Annotated in this window: 13 protein-coding genes; 6 read left to right on the top strand and 7 right to left on the bottom strand. The window is 69.6% G+C overall.

Features of this window, described 5'->3' with window-relative positions; all coding sequences use genetic code 11:
• Positions 1 to 15 precede the first annotated feature (15 nt).
• The 3 genes from ACFY0I_RS30725 to ACFY0I_RS30715 all read left to right on the top strand — a co-directional run bounded on the left by ACFY0I_RS30725 (position 16) and on the right by ACFY0I_RS30715 (position 2251).
• Positions 16 to 564, top strand: a complete 549-nt coding sequence (locus ACFY0I_RS30725) for a DUF6932 family protein (protein ID WP_388901924.1) — start codon at positions 16 to 18, stop codon at positions 562 to 564.
• The gene (locus tag ACFY0I_RS30720) at positions 561 to 1526 is read left to right on the top strand and encodes a hypothetical protein (protein WP_388901922.1); all 966 of its coding nucleotides are present in this window, start codon (positions 561 to 563) and stop codon (positions 1524 to 1526) included. The genes ACFY0I_RS30725 and ACFY0I_RS30720 overlap by 4 nt, the downstream gene beginning before the upstream one ends.
• Positions 1527 to 1729: 203 nt before the next feature.
• Positions 1730 to 2251: a hypothetical protein gene (locus ACFY0I_RS30715; RefSeq protein ID WP_388901921.1), complete on the top strand. Its 522-nt coding sequence runs from the start codon at positions 1730 to 1732 to the stop codon at positions 2249 to 2251.
• 203 nt (positions 2252 to 2454) lie between these two features.
• Here the strand turns inward: ACFY0I_RS30715 and ACFY0I_RS30710 are convergent, their stop codons facing one another.
• The 3 genes from ACFY0I_RS30710 to ACFY0I_RS30700 all read right to left on the bottom strand — a co-directional run bounded on the left by ACFY0I_RS30710 (position 2455) and on the right by ACFY0I_RS30700 (position 6081).
• Positions 2455 to 3774, bottom strand: coding sequence for a UDP-glucose dehydrogenase family protein (locus tag ACFY0I_RS30710; RefSeq protein WP_388901919.1), 1320 nt, complete (start codon positions 3772 to 3774; stop codon positions 2455 to 2457).
• A gap of 74 nt (positions 3775 to 3848) precedes the next feature.
• Positions 3849 to 4286: an NUDIX domain-containing protein gene (locus tag ACFY0I_RS30705; protein ID WP_388901917.1), complete on the bottom strand. Its 438-nt coding sequence runs from the start codon at positions 4284 to 4286 to the stop codon at positions 3849 to 3851.
• Between the two features lie 28 nt (positions 4287 to 4314).
• Positions 4315 to 6081: an asparagine synthetase B family protein gene (locus ACFY0I_RS30700; protein WP_388901915.1), complete on the bottom strand. Its 1767-nt coding sequence runs from the start codon at positions 6079 to 6081 to the stop codon at positions 4315 to 4317.
• A gap of 330 nt (positions 6082 to 6411) precedes the next feature.
• Between ACFY0I_RS30700 and ACFY0I_RS30695 the strand changes: the two genes are divergently transcribed.
• Positions 6412 to 7806, top strand: a complete 1395-nt coding sequence (locus ACFY0I_RS30695) for a sporulation protein (RefSeq protein WP_388901913.1) — start codon at positions 6412 to 6414, stop codon at positions 7804 to 7806.
• Between the two features lie 151 nt (positions 7807 to 7957).
• On the opposite strand, the gene ACFY0I_RS30690 is transcribed toward ACFY0I_RS30695, so the two are convergent.
• The 4 genes from ACFY0I_RS30690 to ACFY0I_RS30675 form a co-directional block, all read right to left on the bottom strand.
• On the bottom strand, positions 7958 to 8368 hold the full coding sequence (locus tag ACFY0I_RS30690; protein WP_388901911.1) for a hypothetical protein: 411 nt from the start codon (positions 8366 to 8368) through the stop codon (positions 7958 to 7960).
• On the bottom strand, positions 8365 to 10506 hold the full coding sequence (locus ACFY0I_RS30685) for an integrase (RefSeq protein ID WP_388901909.1): 2142 nt from the start codon (positions 10504 to 10506) through the stop codon (positions 8365 to 8367). The genes ACFY0I_RS30690 and ACFY0I_RS30685 overlap by 4 nt, the downstream gene beginning before the upstream one ends.
• Positions 10503 to 12158 carry a hypothetical protein gene (locus ACFY0I_RS30680; RefSeq protein WP_388901907.1) on the bottom strand — a complete coding sequence of 552 codons (1656 nt, stop codon included), beginning with the start codon at positions 12156 to 12158 and terminating at the stop codon, positions 10503 to 10505. Before ACFY0I_RS30680 ends, ACFY0I_RS30685 begins: the two co-directional genes overlap by 4 nt.
• A 74-nt stretch (positions 12159 to 12232) precedes the next feature.
• Positions 12233 to 13762: an integrase gene (locus ACFY0I_RS30675; RefSeq protein WP_388901905.1), complete on the bottom strand. Its 1530-nt coding sequence runs from the start codon at positions 13760 to 13762 to the stop codon at positions 12233 to 12235.
• Positions 13763 to 13796: 34 nt separating this feature from the next.
• On the opposite strand from ACFY0I_RS30675, the gene ACFY0I_RS30670 reads away from it, so the two are divergent.
• A complete protein-coding gene (locus tag ACFY0I_RS30670; protein WP_388902002.1) occupies positions 13797 to 15278 on the top strand; it encodes a YifB family Mg chelatase-like AAA ATPase in 1482 nt (493 codons plus the stop codon).
• Positions 15275 to 16471, top strand: coding sequence for a DNA-processing protein DprA (dprA, locus tag ACFY0I_RS30665; RefSeq protein ID WP_388901903.1), 1197 nt, complete (start codon positions 15275 to 15277; stop codon positions 16469 to 16471). The genes ACFY0I_RS30670 and dprA overlap by 4 nt, the downstream gene beginning before the upstream one ends.
• Positions 16472 to 16639: the final 168 nt, after the last annotated feature.

Below are 16639 nucleotides of genomic sequence, written 5' to 3'. Positions count from 1 at the left end.
GGGTGGCTGCCTGGGATGGGGACGGTCGGCGTTGAGCCGGTGCGAGGGGGAACTTTGATACCAGCGCTCACGGAAAGTGGTTTTCTGCCGCCTGGCCGTCACGCGGCGACGATAGAAGAGATCAAAGAGCTTTTCGTGGAACAGGCGCCGCATGCCGAGCACCGCAGGCGCATCTTCCGAGGCTTTGAGCTGTATGTCGACATGATCAAAGATGTTCTTGAGCGAGGAACGTTTTGGGTGGATGGTGGGTTTTGTTCCCATAAGGCTGCCCCGCCAGAGGATCTCGATCTTGCCGTCCTCGTCGATCCGACGCTGCCTCTGACGGACAAGGACGTGGAACGGCTCGTGCCCCTGTTCACGCTTCAGGGTGTTGAGGCTCAGGGTGGGCCTGTGTCCTGGGCGAAGAGGGTGCAGCCCATGGGAGGCTTGATAGACAGCTTCCTTGTGGTCGCTGGGGTTCCCGAGCAGGAGGCTGTTTGGGACGCGACCTGGTCTAGCGTGAAGGGGCCCGACGGGGAACTCATTCCCGGAGCCGTGAAGGGATATCTGGAGGTGAGCTGGTGAGTAACGATCTTCGTGACAAGTATGTCCGCGCCCTTCAGACGACCGAGGGTGACGATCCGCTCTCCCGGCTTGCTCGGGCGAGCCTGCAGGCCGCCGCAACTAAGTTCAGCGGCCTGGGCCTGCTGGAGGTCGCTGCTGGTCCGGGTTTCAAGTTTCGGCTCTCGGATCCCGCCAACGGGGGGCTGATCGCCGCTCACGAGGTGGGTGACTTCCTTCAGCGTGTGCAGAAGGCTGTGGCTCGTCTGGCCAAGGCCCGCCGCGTCCGTCGCGCCGATGTCGTGCGGTTGCAGCCGTCGGACCTTGAGATCGCTCGGTTCGACGTCGCTGCGTCCATGGCTGGCTCGATCATCGTTGATCTGAAGCCTCACGTGCCGACAGCAACAGCAGAGGAAGACCAGGACGACTTGGCGCCGGCCGGTGTGTCGTGGGCTGAGATCGGTGCGGTCGAACTGGTCCGGGCTCTGCCCGAGGGTCCCGACGACGAAGCCTCAATGGACTCACTTTTCAGCGCCTCGCCGGTCATGCGGCGAGCGGTTGCGGACCTGATCTCCGACTTGCCCAACCCGAACCTCGACATCAGCCTGGCTGTCCAGCGTGGCACCGGTGAACGGATCTCCTCCGTGCTTTCCTCCGGGCAAGCTGCAACGCTTCGCGAGCGTCTGGGTGTCATCCGGGAGGAACGGGAGATCATCCGCCTCCAGGGGCGTCTCGACGGGTTGCGCACCCGTCGGCAGATCTTCTATTTCGAGCCCCCGACAGGCAGCGAGATTCACGGATTCGTCGACGATTCCCTCGTCAGCGTGGTGAAAGAGCATCTGGATCAAGAAGTTGAAGTCGCACTTGAAAGCTTCGTCCTTGGCTCAGCCGCCGGGAAGCGGAGCCAGCGGCGCTATCGACTCATCGAGGTTGCCGGACAACAGTCCCAGCTCCCGCCTAGCAGCGAACTTGACGAGGACGAGTAGCAGGCCAGCAGGCGGGAGACCATGGCGGCGAGGAGCGCTTGGTGCCTCAGCGTGTTCCGGTTTGCGTTGTCTTGACTTCCTCCGCCCAGGGAATCGCTTGGCCCGTAGGCACTGCCAGCGACGCTCCGGTGGGTCCTGGTGCCGCGTGCCATCCTGATGGGACGAGCAGAGCACCGTCATGGTGTGGACGAGTTGGGGGCCTGATGAGCGATTGGCTTGACCGCACGATCCGAGAGGGGCACCGCGCCAAGGGTGAGCTGCACGAATACGTGTATGAGATCCCGGTTCCGGCCTTGCCCGAGGAGACTGATCCCGCCGGGATGGTGCTGTTGCGCCTGACCTCCGAGCCGGTCCCGTTCTTTGGCCAGCAGCTGGGCGAGGGGGGCCCGAAGAAGCCTGAGACCGATTGGAAGTACTTTCTGCGGACGCGGCTCAGGGCGGGCGATCGCCGCGTGGTCGTCGCGGAGCCGTTCGGCGGTGGGCTGCCGTTCGTCGTGTCGGGGATCGGTCCGTGGGATCCGGAACCCGACGGCGGGTTTGATCCGAATGTGCTGGCCGCCCGGCTGTTGGCCTTCGTCTCGGACTGGCGTGGCCCAGATGGGCCGCTCACTGATGATCAGCGTGAGTGGTTCAGCTGGCTCGGCCCAGAGCTCAACGCCATGTTGCCCCGCGAGGAGGCGGCCGCGGTGGAGTGGATGAAGGGGCGGCGAGTCGCGGACTCGTAGAGATCCAGAACGCGGGGTGGCCCGCCAGCAATGCTGGCGGGCCACCCCGCGTTTCCAGGACCTTCTTGGTCAGCGGCGCCAGAGGGTTTTCGCTTATCTGGCATTTTCGGCCCCTCCAGCCCCTCCAGCCCCGTGGCAGGGTGCGCCGGAGGCCCTTGCCCGAGGATTCTGCCTGGTCACGGACCTGCGCTGGTCTGCAGGCCTCAGGGACGACCGAGGGCTCGGGTCATCCAGCCGGCCTCCCGCCACTGGTCGGTGTTGAGGGTGCCGCGGGCGTCGATGACCTTGGGGCTGGTGGTGCGGGTCGCGAGCCGCTTGGGGTCGATGGTGGAGAACTGGTGCCACTCGGTGAGGTGCAGCAGCAGATCCGCATCATCGACGGCCGCGATGGGGTCTTCGACGTAGTCGAGTTCGGGGTGGAGCTTGCGGGCGTTGTCGAGGGCCTTGGGGTCGGTGACGGTGACGGTGGCGCCGAGGTCGTGGAGGGCCTGAGCGACGGCCAAGGCGGGCGAGTCGCGGATGTCGTCGGTCTCGGGCTTGAAGGCGGCGCCCCAGACGGTGATCCGCTTGCCCCGCAGGTCGGGGCCGAGTTCCTCGCGGGCCAGGTCGATGACGCGCCGGCGGCGGCGGGCGTTGACGGCGGCGGCTTCGCGGAGCATGCCGACGGCCTCGCCGGCGTCGAGTTCGTCGGCGCGGGTGATGAAGCCGCCGAGGTCCTTGGGCAGGCAGCCGCCGCCGAAGCCGAGGCCGGGCCGCATGCCGTGGCGGCCGATGCGGTGGTCGTGGCCGAGGATGTCGGCCAGCTTGGTGACGTCAGCGCCGGACTTCTCGCAGACCTCGGCCATCGCGTTGATGAAGGAGATCTTCGTGGCGAGGAAGGAGTTCGCGGCGCCCTTGGCGAGCTCGGCAGTCGCCCAGTCGGTAACGATCGTCGGCGTCCCCGACTCGATGATCTTGGCGAACGCCTGCCGCAGCAGGGCCTCGGCCCAGGAGTGATCGGTGTTGAAGCCGAGGACGAGCCGGTCGGGGCGGAGGGTGTCATCGACCGCGAAGGACTCGCGGAGGAACTCCGGGTTCCAGGCCACCTCGATGAGGTCCCCGGCCGGTGCCAGGCCGCGGAGGAGTTCGGCGACGCGGGGTGCGGTGCTGACCGGGACGGTCGACTTGACCGCGATCACGGCCGGGCGGGTCAGGCCGGGGGCCAGTCGGGAGACGGCGTCGAAAAGGTGGGTGAGGTCGTATGCGTCGGTGCCGGGCTGCGGCGGGGTGCCGACACCGATGAAGTGCAGGTCGGCGAATTCGGCGGCCTCGCCGTAGGAGGCGGTGAAGCGGAGCCGGCCGGAGGCGGTGTGTTTGGCGAGGAGGTCGTCCAGGTCGCGTTCGAAGAACGGGGCCTTGCCGGAGTTGAGGGTGTGGACCTTGTCGATGTCGCAGTCCATGCCCAGGACCTCATGGCCGAGCTCGGCCATGCAGGCGGCGTGGGTGGCGCCGAGGTAGCCGCAGCCGATGACGGTCATCTTCATGAGCGGGGTAGTCCCTTCGGATGGGGCCGCCGATGGCGGCCCCACCCTTCCCCTCGCCCGGAAGGGCGGGGTGATCAGGAGGGCCTGGCGGCCAGATGGCGGTAGATCCCGTCCCGGATGAACGGCGGGATCGTGAGGATGTCGAGGTAATCGGGGGCGAAGAACTGCAGCTTGACGCCCTCGGCGAGAAGTAGGTCCGACTCGTCGCCGTCCCAGGAGGCAGCGAAGAAGGTGATGATCTGCCCGGAGCCGCGATGGTCAGGGATCTCGAACAGCTCGGTCAGGTTCTCGGGGGTCAGACCCGCTTCTTCATCGAGCTCGCGGATGATCGCGTCGGCTGGGGATTCCCCGGGGTCGCAGCCGCCACCCAGGACGGACCAGTGGGCGGGCCAGGCGATCTCGGGGAGGTCGTCGCGGAGGTGGAGGAGGACTTCGCCGCGACGGTTGGTGATGATCGCGACGGCTCCGCGGGCGGCGGCCGGCTCCTCGGTGGCGGTGGTCTCGGAGTGCATCCCCTCACCGTAGTAAGCGAGTTGGGGATCATGCGGCAGCCCTCACCGTCTGGTCCGAAAACCAGGCGGCTGCCATGAGGGCCTGCATGCGGGTGCGATCGAAGCGTCCGCCGGGCTTCAAACCCCCCTCAAGGAGGGGGCGGAACGCGGGCGGGGCATCGGTGAGGGCCATGCGGATCTGGGTGTCGGCCCAGGCCGCGAGGTTGTCGTTGAGCCACGAGGGGACCGGGGAGGCGAAGCCGAGCTTGTCCCGGCTGGCCCAGACCTCCTTCGGCAGGCCGAGGGCCTTGGCGGCGTCCCGCAGGATCCGCTTGCCCTGGGCTGGGTCGGTGATCTTGTAGTCGACCGGCAGTCGGTAGGAGAACTCGACCAGGTCGCGGGCGAGGTAGGGGGACCGGCGTTCGAGCGCGTAGGCGGAGGCGAGTTTGTCGCTGGTCATCACCAGCGGCCTCCAGGCCGTCGCCAGGTCCGCCAGGGTCAGGCCGCGGGCGAGGTCCCCGCCCGCGCGGGCCATCGCGTCGGCGACGAGGTCGCGGAGGCGGCCATCCGGGTCGGGCCCGCGCAGGATCAGCCTGGTGACCGCCTCCGCCGGGTCGAGGGGCTCGTCGGCGGCGTGCATGAGCTTGGCGGCCAGCGGCCGGTAAGCCTCCAGGCCGGCGTTCAGGACGGCGTCGGGGCCGAAGAGGACCAGGGCTTGGCGGACGTAGCCCATGAGGAACTCGTCCGGCCCCAGCCCGCCGATCACGACCCGCGGGCCGAGGTCTGAGATCTTCCGGTAGGCCATGTGCTCCGAGAAGGTGCTGGCGTTGCCCATCGGGTAGTCCAGGGCCCGCATCATGTGCGGCAGAGCGGTGGTGAAGTCGACGTGGTCGGGCTCGACCACCACCAGCTCGGCCTTGATGTCCCGGGCGATGACCGCCGCCGTCGACGATTCGTCCAGGCGGTCCTGGCCCGGGTAGCGGACGGTGACGCAGACCGGCGGCCTCATCAGGTAGGCCAGCACCGCCGAGTCCAGCCCGCCGGAGAGGAGGAGGGCGAAGTCGCAGGCCGGGGCCCTGAGCGGGATCTGCTCGGCCAGGATCGTGGAGAACTTCGCCAAGGCCTCGTCGTAGGTGCCGGTGAACGGGGACCGGTCCTCCAGGTGCCACCAGGTCATCTGGTCGATCGAGCCGGTGGTGACGTCGAAGGACAGCAGCGTGGCCGGCGCCAGCAGCTGGATGCCCTGGAACGGCGTGTCGACCCCGGTCGGGGTCTCGATCGCGGTGACCTCCGGCCGTAAGACCAGCGGGGCCGGGCCGTAGCCGGTCAGCGTGGTCACCTCGGAGGCGAACGCGAGCCGGCCGCCGTCCAGGCGCCAGTAGAGCGGCTTCTCCCCGAGCCGGTCGCGGGCCAGGAACAGCTTCGCGACCCGCGGGTCATAGACGGCCAGGGCGAACATGCCGTCCAGCCCGTCCAGGCAGGACGGGCCGATCTTGGCCCAGGCCCGCAGCAGGAAGTGGGCGTCCGACTCCCGGTCGTGGACCTCGATGCCCCAGGCCGTCGCCTGCTGCCGCCAGTTGTAGATCTCGCCGTTGAAGGCCAGCAGCACCCCCGTGGCCCGGTCGAGGTAGGGGCCGGGCATGGCCTGCGGGTCGACGATCAGCAGCGTGTTCATGGCCAGCACCGCCCGGCGGTCGCTGCTGGCGGCGTGCATGGTGCCGTCCGGGCCGCGGTAGTGCTGTGAGGCACCCATCGCGGCGACGGTCTTCTCGTGCCGGACGGCGTCGCCTCCGGCCAGTCCTGCAATTCCGCACATCTGGTTCACCCCCGAGCGTGAAGTCGTGGTGCCTTGGCGGCGGCCACCACCGGGAGCCCTTCCTGGCGTCCCGGCGGTGGCCTGCGTCCTCATCACACCCGTCGGCGGCCCATGCCGGGCAGGGCTCGCAGGGGGGCTCACAACTCGCAAAGCAGGTTCACCCAGGGTCCGCAGGGCAATACCCTCAGTGCCTCAAGACGCGGGGAGAGCGTGCGGCTTCCCGTGCCCAGCCGGAATGCGCCGACCGGAAATGCCCTGTCGACGCGGCCGGCCCCGTGGCGTTTCCTCGTCAGCAGCCATGTTGCTGACCTGGTGGAAAAGGGGATTCGGGTGGCATCGACCAGCCGCCGGAAGCGTCCGCCCAACGCGGACCTGGACCGGCTCATCGAGACCTGCGGTGCGAGCCACAAGTCTCTGGCCCTGCGGGTCAACCAGCTCGCCCAGCAGGCCGGGCTGGAGACGGACTACTCGCATACCTCCATCGCGAACTGGTGCCAGCGGGGCATGATCCCCAAGTGGCCGGTGCCCACCTTCCTCGCTCAGGCGATCGGCGAACGGCTCGGCCGTCCGGTGGCGCTTGGCGAAATCGGTATGGGCGATGCGGAGACACCGGACGCGGATGTGGGGTTGGATTTCCCGCGGGACCGTGCTGATGCGGTCCGAGTGGCCACGTCGTTCTGGAGTTTCGTGAACCGCCGCGATTTCCTGACCGGATCCGGCTTCGCCGTGTCCGCGTTCACCACCCCTGTGACCCGCTGGCTGGTCACCCCCGCTGACGAGGCCGCCGACCTCACCGGCGGCAAGAAGCAGGTCGGCAAGGCCGACCTGGACGAACTCAGGGACGCGGCCGACGAGGCCCGCCGCTGGGACTCCAAATACGGCGGCGGGAACTGGAAGGCCAACTCCGTCACCGTCTGCCTCCAGGAGCGGGCCGCCCCGCTGCTGCGGGGCTCCTTCACCGACGAGGTCGGCCGGGACCTGTTCTCCGTCACCTCCGAGCTGTCGAGGCTGGCCGGGTGGACGGCCTTCGACGTCGGGCAGCACGACGTCGCCCAGCGGCACTTCATCCAGGCCCTCCGCCTGGCCCGCGCGGGCGGCGACGTTCAGCTCGGCTGCTATGTCCTGACCACGATGGCCATGCAGTCGCTGCTGCGGGGCTTCGGCTCCGAGGCCGTCGATATGGCCCAGGGCGCCTTCGAACGAGCGAAGGGTCAGGCCGCCCCGCGTGTCCTGGCGTTCACCAAGCTGATCGAGGCCCGTGCCCATGCCCGCGAGAGGGACGCCAGGGCCGCTTCACGGGCCCTCGCGGCTTCCGAGGACCTCCTGAGCCAGGCCGACGCCGCCAGCGGCTCAGAGCCCGCCTGGATCGACTTCTATCACCATGCCCGCCTCTCGGCGGACGCCGCCGAGGTCTTCCGTGACTTGAAGAACCCCAAGGCCGCCCTGGCCTGGAACCAGCGGGCCGCCGCGATGCCATCCGGGGTGTTCACCCGCTCGGTGGGGATGCGGCTCGCGATCGTGGGGACCGCCCACCTTCAGGCCCGCGACCTCGACCACGGCCTCGAGCTGGGCAACCGCTCCGTCGACATCCTCGCCCGCGTCCAGTCCTCCCGGGCCAAGGACTACGTCCGCGAGTTCAACACCGCCCTCGCCCCCTGGCGGCGCGAGCCGGCCGTCCGCGAGTTCATCCACCGCACCCGCACCGAACTCGGCATCGCCGCCTGAGCACGTATCCCCGTACTTCCCCCCACCTCCTCGAGGGGGAAGTACGGGCGAACGTCCCCAGTCATGCACGACTTCCTTGTGCGCCATCGCGTACGGACTTATGTGCTCAGCCGTCCGTTCGAACGGGGGACGGCTGAGCACGGCCGTCGGCTTAGCTGGTTGGCGGACGGAACGGGATGACATTGTCCGGTGCTGGGACGGGCTCTGTCGGTGCGTCCAGCCCCTGGGTGAGTACGGCGCTGGCGAGGGTCAGGCTGGTCACCAGCTGGCGGAGCTCTTCGAGCTCGGCTCGCTGGTTTGCGATGGTCTTCCTGAGCTTGGCGACGGTCGCCCGCAGCTGCTTCTCCGTCTCCGGGACCTGCTTGGTCTCCGTGCGGACGCGCTCTTCGAACTCGTTCTTCAGGTCCGCGTGCCGCTTGTAGAGGGCCATGCGATGGATGCCGGACTCGGCGGCGAGCGCGGCGGCGGTGAGGCTGCCGTTGGATGCGGTGGCCTTCCCGGCCAGCAGCCGGTCCATCGCCTCGCGGATGCGCGTGCGCTCGTCCTGGTGCGGCTGATTCATGTCAGGGCCTCGGCGGTCTGGGCGGTGGCGTCGTGCGTGTCGGCGGTGGCGCGGAGCCTATTGGCGTTGAACCGCAGACGCTTGGCTATCTTCTCGGGGGCGGCGGCGGCCAACTGGTCGATCTCGTCGGCCCGCTCCCGCATTCGGTGGGCGTGGGTATCGGTGCGGACGGTGTTGCCGCAGCCGGACTGACAGGCGTACTGCCTCGGCGCGGTCGCTCCTGGCTCGGGTTCGCAGAGCGCGTTGTCGTGCTTGAACGCGCAGATCAAGAACGCGTCCGGGTTGTCATAGAGCACGACACCGTCCCGGGCCAAGAACTTGGCGGCCTTCTTCGCGAACGTCTGGGGAACGATCCGGCCCTCGAACCGCGGGGTTGTGGCGGCGGCAGTGATGGCCCGACGGGCGGCCGGCCCGGACACCTTCTCTCCGGCGGCCATGCGGTCACGCAATTGGGCAGCCGTGTCCGCGGCGGCGAGAGCGGTTTCGACGTCAAGCACGCTGTGGATGCCACCACGGCTGCGAGAGCCGTAGCCGCTGGAGGTGCGAGCGTTCAGAACCGTGCGCATGTGCCCGTACTGGACTGCGAGTGCGATCAGACCGCCCGGACGCCGGGCGATGTGCCAAGCTAGAGTCCGCCTGAACCGCGACATGCCGATTGCGCCGTGCGGGTCCTTGGCAACTACCTGATCGGGCAGACCCAAGGACCCGGCCTCGCGGTTCACCCAGGCCACGAAGTCTTCGATCCGCTTATTCAACGCACTGTTCTTCAAAGCGCCGTGGTAGTTGCGCTGACCGGGGATGTCGTGGTGAGTGGAGCTGAGGAGGAGCTCGCCGACGGGGACCATGCGCTCCAGCACGCGGATGGCGTGGACGACCGGAGGGATAGCGGTCCAGGGGACCGCGCGTTCTTCGCCCGCAGACACGTGGTTGCCGTCGCCGTCAGTGACGTTCTTGAAGTGCTGGCTGCGGATCAGGTGCCGTCCGGGGGCGCCGTCGGCGGCAGGCTCAGGATCACGGCAGCATCCTGACCGCAGACCCTGCAGCTCCTGCGGACGCATGCCGGTCAAGTAGAGGCAGACGATCGCTGCAGCCGTCCCGAGATGCCGCATCAGCTCGGCGGCTTCATCGAAGTCGATGGACTCGCGCCAGGGGTTCTCACCGATCCGCCCGGTGACCGGCACTGGCAAAGGGCACGGACCTGGCCGCTCGGCGACCACGGCGGAGAGCTGGTGTCGCTGCCTGAACCGATCGACCTGGCTAGGGCTCGCGCCAGTGAGGGCGGAGACGTAGAAGCGGGCCAGGCTGTACTGGCCCGGCTGCCCGACAGCCGGCAGGGTGTCACCTGCCCGAACGCGGGTCAGGAGGAACTCCGAGAGAGCCGCCGGCCCCTCCGGGCTGGCCCTGTTGGCCGTAGCCACGGCGATCAGACGCCGTCTCTCAGCCCATGCTGCGAGGATGTCGTCGGCGAAGTCCTCGACGAATCGGATCGCCCAGACCAGCAGCGGGCCGAGGACCTTCGGATCCAGCGGCTCCGTGCTGTTCTCTCCTCGCGCCGCCCCATCGGCCTCGGGGAGGAAGTCATCGACTCCCTCAAAATCCCACGGAGGCCGGGCGATGCCGGTTCTCTGGGCGCTGAGCTGGTCGAACGCCCATAGATCAGTCAGCCGGGAGCACGTCTTCTCCGCGTGGTCACGGGAGAGACCCGTGAGGCGCTCGGATATATAGGCCCGCCACACATCCTCGGTGCAGTCGGCGAGACTGCTGATGCGGTGCTTGTGCAGCCAGCGCGACAGCCGTAGCCACTCGTTGTGCGTGTCTCGAATGTCCAGCGCGGATCCCCGGGCCCGGGCCGAGGCCCCGCGACTCTTGAGGTGAGTGGCCCGGAGCCGGCCATTGACCATCGTCCAGGTCACCAGCTTCATCTGGCCCAGGAGAGGCGCCGGGCAGCGCTTCCAGTGGATCTTGACAAGCCTGGTGCCGGGGTTGTCGATGAGCGGGGCCAGAGGCCAGACGGCCTCCCAGTAGCGGCCGTTGTAGTGCGTGTTGCCGGGGCTGATCCACTGAGACAGCACAACCAGACTGTCCGGGACGGGCAGGGGCAGGATGTAGGGATCGTCCTCGACGGCGAGGCTGGTCACGGGGCGAGGTCTTCCTTCAGCAGGAGCCGGACAAGGGTGCGGTCGGTGTTGCTGACGCGTGCCAGGGCTGCCGCCCAGGCGGCCAAGCCGACCTTTTCGCGCAGGTCCTCCAGCCGCAGCAGATGCGCGTTCCAACGCTCGCGGAACATGCGGTCGTCCATGACGGACCGCAGGCTCAGGATCTGCTGGTGCAGGTGAGCGAGCCGCGGGTGATGGCCGGGGTGGACGTGGGCGTTGGGGCAAGCCAGGCAGAGCAGGAAGTCCGCTCCGCAGCCCCCCGCGGGAGCCGGCCAAGGGCTGGACTCCTCGTCCTCGCAGTCCACCGTCGCCGTCTCCTGGTGCTCCGGGTCGGGCTTGTCCGTGACCTTCCCGCCGAAGACCGAGGCCCGGGCCTCTTCCCGAGCCTCGCTGGCTCCGTCTGCAAACACGTCACGGGAAGCTCGCTGGACATGCTTGTCGGGCAGCACGTAGACACTCTCGTGGGTGCCCTGGGTGTGTTGCAACGGACGGCCCTGGCCCGTAGTCGTCGTGCGGCGGGTCCGCTGGAACGGCGCCCCGCTCAGCCCGTTGTTCCTGGCCCACGCCTTGCTCATCCTGTCGGAGACGCCGAAGGTCAGAGGCCATATCTGAGCGGGGCGGTCAAGGTCCGTGTGCTTCTTCTCGCGCTGATAAGCACGAGCGACCATCAGAAGATCCATGCCCGGTTTCAGATGGTTGGCCAGCGCGCGGCCGTGAACGGTGGCCTCCCGAGCCTGAGTGATCAGCCGCCCGGGCGAATCGGCCCCTGAGTCGGTGATGTTCTCGGTGGAGAACCATCGTCCCTGGCCCGCTCTGTGCTTCTCGATCTGAACCTGATAGGTGACCGAGGCCCTCTCCCCAGACGAGGGCGCTGTCGTGGGCACCGGCATCCGGTCGTATTGCGACAGGTTCCACCCAAACCGGTCGGTCAACAGCACCGCCAGCGCGGTCAGCTCCGCAGGGATCAGGAACAGCCGCCCCCAGGTCTTCTCCGGGGCTCTGCCGCCCAGCAGCACGTAGTGCGTCACCCCATACTGTCCGCGCGGGTAGCGAGTGCGCGGGACGTCCCCGGTGCGGGCGAGTTGGTCGAGGATCCGCCCCATCTTCCATTCACGACTACCTTCGGTGACGTCGCCCGCCCGCCACCTGTCCAGCAGACGCGTGTTCTCGCTGATCCGCAGCCACGCCGAACGGAACTGACGCTGAGCCGTCAGCACCACCTGATCCCGCTCGGCCTCCCCATAAGATTGCTTGCTTGGTGTCGACCTGGGGATCCGCCGGGCCAGCTCCTCCGCCACCGGGCCGACGGCCAGCCGGGCATCCTGCTGCAGCAACCTGCGGATCACGCCTAGCTTGGCCTTGCCGTTGTTGGTGCCGATGTTCTCGTCCCGCCAGCTCTGCAGCATGGAGACGGTCAGACCGTTCAGATCCTCTGGCGGGCTGTCCAGCCCGGACAGAAATCCCGCGAAGAGTACGAGTTTCGACCAATTGTTGTGGGCGGTTCTGAGGCTGTTCCAGTTACGGGACCGGGCGGCGAATGCCCTGGCCAGCGACCGCTGCATCGGCTCTGCGACCGATAGCTCGGCGAAGTCGTACTTCTTCTCGTAGCCGGCCTTGTTGGTGACCGTGACCACGAGCCCATCCGGGCCCAGCGGAGGCTCGACATGGTGGTCAGCCGGCGGCGGGACAGCCCGCCGTCCCCGCCCGCTCACGAGGCCACCCCGATCAGCGCGTCGATGTCCTGAATGCCAGCCGTCTCCCGCGCCAGCCTCGCGAACACGCCGTCCAGGTCCTCGTTGTCCTCCCCCTCGTCGGTGGTCTCCGCAGCGGCGAGGATCGACTCCAGCTGCAGGTGAGCGACGGGCGCGAGGTAGTGGCGTTTTGTCGTCTCCACGTCCATATGCCCCAAGAGGGTCTTGACCAGCCACCACGGGTCGCCGAACAGCAGGGCGAAGTCCCGCCGGTCCTTCTTCGTCAGTCCGTAGCGCTTCTCGAACAGCTCGTTCAGCAAGATCAGCATGTAGAGGGCCATCGAGTGCCGGGCGGAGTGCGGCGTTGCGTACGGGGTCTTGCCTTGTACTTCCGCTAGCCGGAACTGCCGCCGGATCTTCCGTTCCTCCTCTGTGAGCAGGGCCTCTTCGCAGCGCAGGTTCGCCATCCTGAACACGCCGTTCCAGCGGTCCGGATCCATCGGCAGACCCTGCTCGGTCAGCCACAACCACGCCGGCTCCGGCCCGTCCGGCCCGTCAAGGAACAGCCACTGCCGCTCACGCCACTTCAGACGGCTCAGTTCCTGTCCGCCGACGACGCCGCCCGAGTCCACCCACTCGACCTTCGGCTTGAGGCCACGCGTCACCTTCGTGACCAGCCTCATCATCGGCAGGCGCTCGTAGCGGCCTTCCGCCTGAGCGCGTTGCACCGCCCACGCCCGCTCCGACTCCACGTAGCTCTCCACCTGGCCGACAGAATCCACCGACGCGTAGTACGTCCGGCTGTTCTTCGACCTCGTCACCGCGCCCGCGATGCGGCCGTGCATGTACCGGCCGTGGCGCAGGCGCTGAGTCGGCAGTTCGAAGGTGAGCAGCGAACCGCCCTCCTGCCGCCGCAGACCCGAGCTGAGCAGCAGCTGCACGAAGCTCGTGTTGCGCAGCTCTGTGCGCGACTCCCATCCCGGCGCCGCGAGACCGGCGCGGGTGTGGCCACGCAGCCCGACGTCAAGCCACAAGCCCCACGTCCGCGGCGTCAACCACGACACTCGAGAGCTGACCGAGTCCGCAGCCCGGTCCTCGGGCCGGGAGACATCCACCGGCAGCGGGTAGACCTTCCCCCACTTGAACAGCTTGGTGAACGCCGCCGCCTCCCGGTTCCACTTGGTCCCGCTGATGCGGCCAGGGTTCTCCGGCGCATCGCACCGCCAGTGCCGGTAGTCCGACAGATCCTGCGGCGTCGCCCCCCGCCACGACACCCCGCGCGACGACAAGAAAGTCAGCAGAGGCCGGTAATCCGTTCCGTAATTCCGCTTCGTTTCCCGTTCCAGATTCCGGAATACATCAGACCGAACGAAATCCAGGAAATCCCGTTCCACCATGCCGTCCGGTCTTATGTACACCGGGTCGCCCGGCCGCAGGCCAATCCGGGCCACCGCCTCAGGCAGGTTCTGTACCCCCAGGACACCATCCCTCGGCAGCGTTCTCCACCGCCCCGGATCCGGCACCCACACCACATGCCACTCGCTCAACTGACCCCTCCCCTGACACGCTTGAACACATCCAATCATCAGGGAAGCGGTCAACTCCGGCGCCCAGTGGCCGCAGAAGAAGCTCACCGTCGGGCTCAGCCCGGCGTCCGTGCCGAAGGCGGGAGCCCATTTCGACCTCGCCGTCGCGGTGGCCGTCCTGGGCGCCGCCGAGGTGATCGACCCCGCCGTCATCGCCGACCTCGTCCTCATCGGCGAGCTCGGCCTCGACGGCCGCGTCCGCCCCGTCCGCGGGATCCTGCCGGCGGTGCTCGCCGCCGCCGAGGCCGGATACCGGCAGGTGGTGGTGCCCCAGCAGTGCGCCGCGGAGGCCTGCCTCGTGCCGGACGTGTCGGTGCTGGGCGTGCGCAGCCTGCGGCAACTGATCGCGGTGCTGACCGACGGGGAAGTGCCCGACGAGGAGCCGCCCGACCGGGCGGGGCGACCCGACGCCATGCTCGCGGGCCTCGCCCTGCCGGGCGCCGGACTCGGTACGGGCCTCTCCCGCAGCGCGGGCGACACCGGGGACCACCCGGACCTCGCCGACGTCGCCGGGCAGCACGGGGCCCGCCGGGCCCTGGAAGTGGCGGCCGCCGGGGGCCACCACCTGTTCCTGAGCGGGCCTCCGGGCGCCGGGAAGACGATGCTGGCCGAGCGCATCCCCTGGATCATCCCGCCCCTCACCCGGCAGGACTCCCTGGAGGTCACCGCCGTCCATTCCGTCGCGGGCATCCTGCCGCCCGGGGAACCCCTCGTCGGCAGGGCCCCGTACTGCGCGCCGCACCACTCCGCGACCATGCAGTCCCTCGTCGGCGGCGGGGCCGGCATCCCCCGGCCCGGGGCGGTGTCCCTGGCCCACCGGGGCGTGCTGTTCCTGGACGAGGCCCCCGAGTTCGGCGCCAAGGCCCTGGACGCCCTGCGCCAACCCCTTGAGGCGGGGCACGTGGTCATCGCCAGGGCCGCCGGAGTCGTGCGGCTGCCGGCCAGGTTCCTGCTGGTCCTCGCGGCGAACCCCTGTCCCTGCGGGCGGCACACGGCGCTCGGGTCCGGCTGCGAATGTCCCGCCTCGGTGGTGCGGCGCTACCAGGCCCGGCTGTCCGGGCCGCTGCTCGACCGGATCGACCTGCGCATCGGGGTCGAGCCGGTCACCCGCTGCGACCTCCTCGGCCGCGGCGGGAGGGGAGAGAGCAGCGCCGCCGTCGCCGACCGGGTCCGGGAAGCCCGTGAGCGGGCCGCCGCCCGGCTCGCCGGGACGCCGTGGAAGCTCAACAGCGAAGTCCCCGGGCACGAGTTGCGCACCCGCTGGCCCGCCGGACCCGGCGCCCTGGCGGCGGCCGAGCGGGACATGGAGCGCGGACTGCTCACCGCCCGGGGGCTGGACCGGGTGCTACGGGTCGCCTGGACCGTGGCCGACCTGCGGGGCCGGGACCGCCCCGACGCGCTGGACGTGGCCGTCGCGCTGGAGTTGCGCACCGGGATCGCCCGCGGCGCGGTGCTCGCCTCGGAGGCGGCGTCGTGAGCGCCGACGAGCCGGACCTGCCCGGCGGGCCCGATGCGGAACTGCTGGCCCGGGCCGCGCTGACCCGGGTGCTGGAGCCCGGGGACGAGCGCGGCGGGCGCTGGCTCCGCGACCGGGGCGCCGTCGGGCTGATGCGGCTGCTGACCGGCCCCGGGCCGCAGGCCGCCGTCCTGACGGGAGTCGGGCCGCAGCGGCTCGCGGGATACCGGGGACGGGCAGCCGCCGCCGATCCCCGACGGGATCTCGCGGAGGCGGCGGAATCCGGCTGCCGGTTCGTCTGCCCCGGCTCCCCGGAGTGGCCGACCCAACTCGACGACCTCGGCGACGCGCGGCCGGTCGGCCTGTGGCTGCGCGGCAGGCCCAACCTGCGTACCTGGGCGCTGCGTTCGGTCGCCGTCGTCGGAGCCCGAGCCTGCACCCCGTACGGGGCGCACATGGCGCAGAACTTGGCAGCGGGGCTCGCCGAGCGAGGCTGGGTCGTGGTGTCCGGTGCGGCGTACGGGATCGATGCCGCGGCCCATCGCGGCGCGCTCGCCGCGGGCGGCGCCACCGCGGCGGTGCTGGCCTGCGGGGTGGACGTGGCCTACCCGCGCGGACATGCCGAGTTGCTCGGTCGGATCACCGGCCAGGGGCTCGTCCTCGGCGAGCTGCCGCCGGGCAGCCACCCCACGGCGAGCAGGTTCGTGCTGCGCAACCGCGTCATCGCCGCCCTCACCCGGGGCACCGTCGTGGTGGAGGCGGCGCACCGCAGCGGCTCCCTGGTCACGGCCCGGCGGGCGCAACAACTCGGCCGTCTGACCATGGGCGTCCCCGGGCCCGCGACCAGCGGACTGTCGGGCGGGGTGCACGAACTCCTGCGCGGCGAGGCCCTGCTGGTGACGGACGCCGCCGAGGTCGTCGAACTGGTCGGCGCCATCGGGGAGCTGGCGCCCGAGCGGCGCGGCCCGGTACTCGCCCGCGACCTCCTGGACCGGGACACCGCACGGGTGCTCGAAGCCCTGCCCGCCGGCCGACCGGCCGACCTCGACGCGATCTCCCTCGCCGCGGGCACCGGCACCGATGAAGTCATCGGCAGACTGTACGAACTTCACTCCCTGGGGTTCGTCGAACGGCAGGGCGACGCATGGCAGTTGACCAGGCGCGGGCCGGGAGCGGGGGTGCAATCGGGAGCCACCCGGCGAGGCGGTCGTTGACCTGGGGCGTTCCGGTGAAAGAGTGACGCCGATGAGAGACGCGGTCTTCCCGGTGGCAGCCGCCGGGGCCGAGCGCAAGGCGCCGGTCCCGGGCCGCCCGCGCGAGTCCGGGCGCCCATGCGGCCCCCTGCCATCCCGTACTCTTCGCGCACCGCGACACTTCCGTCA

Source organism: Streptomyces sp. NPDC001568, from assembly GCF_042893755.1.
In the GTDB taxonomy this organism is placed as follows: domain Bacteria; phylum Actinomycetota; class Actinomycetes; order Streptomycetales; family Streptomycetaceae; genus Streptomyces.
Note: the sequence above shows the minus strand (reverse complement) of the source record. Positions and strands in the feature narration are given on the sequence as shown.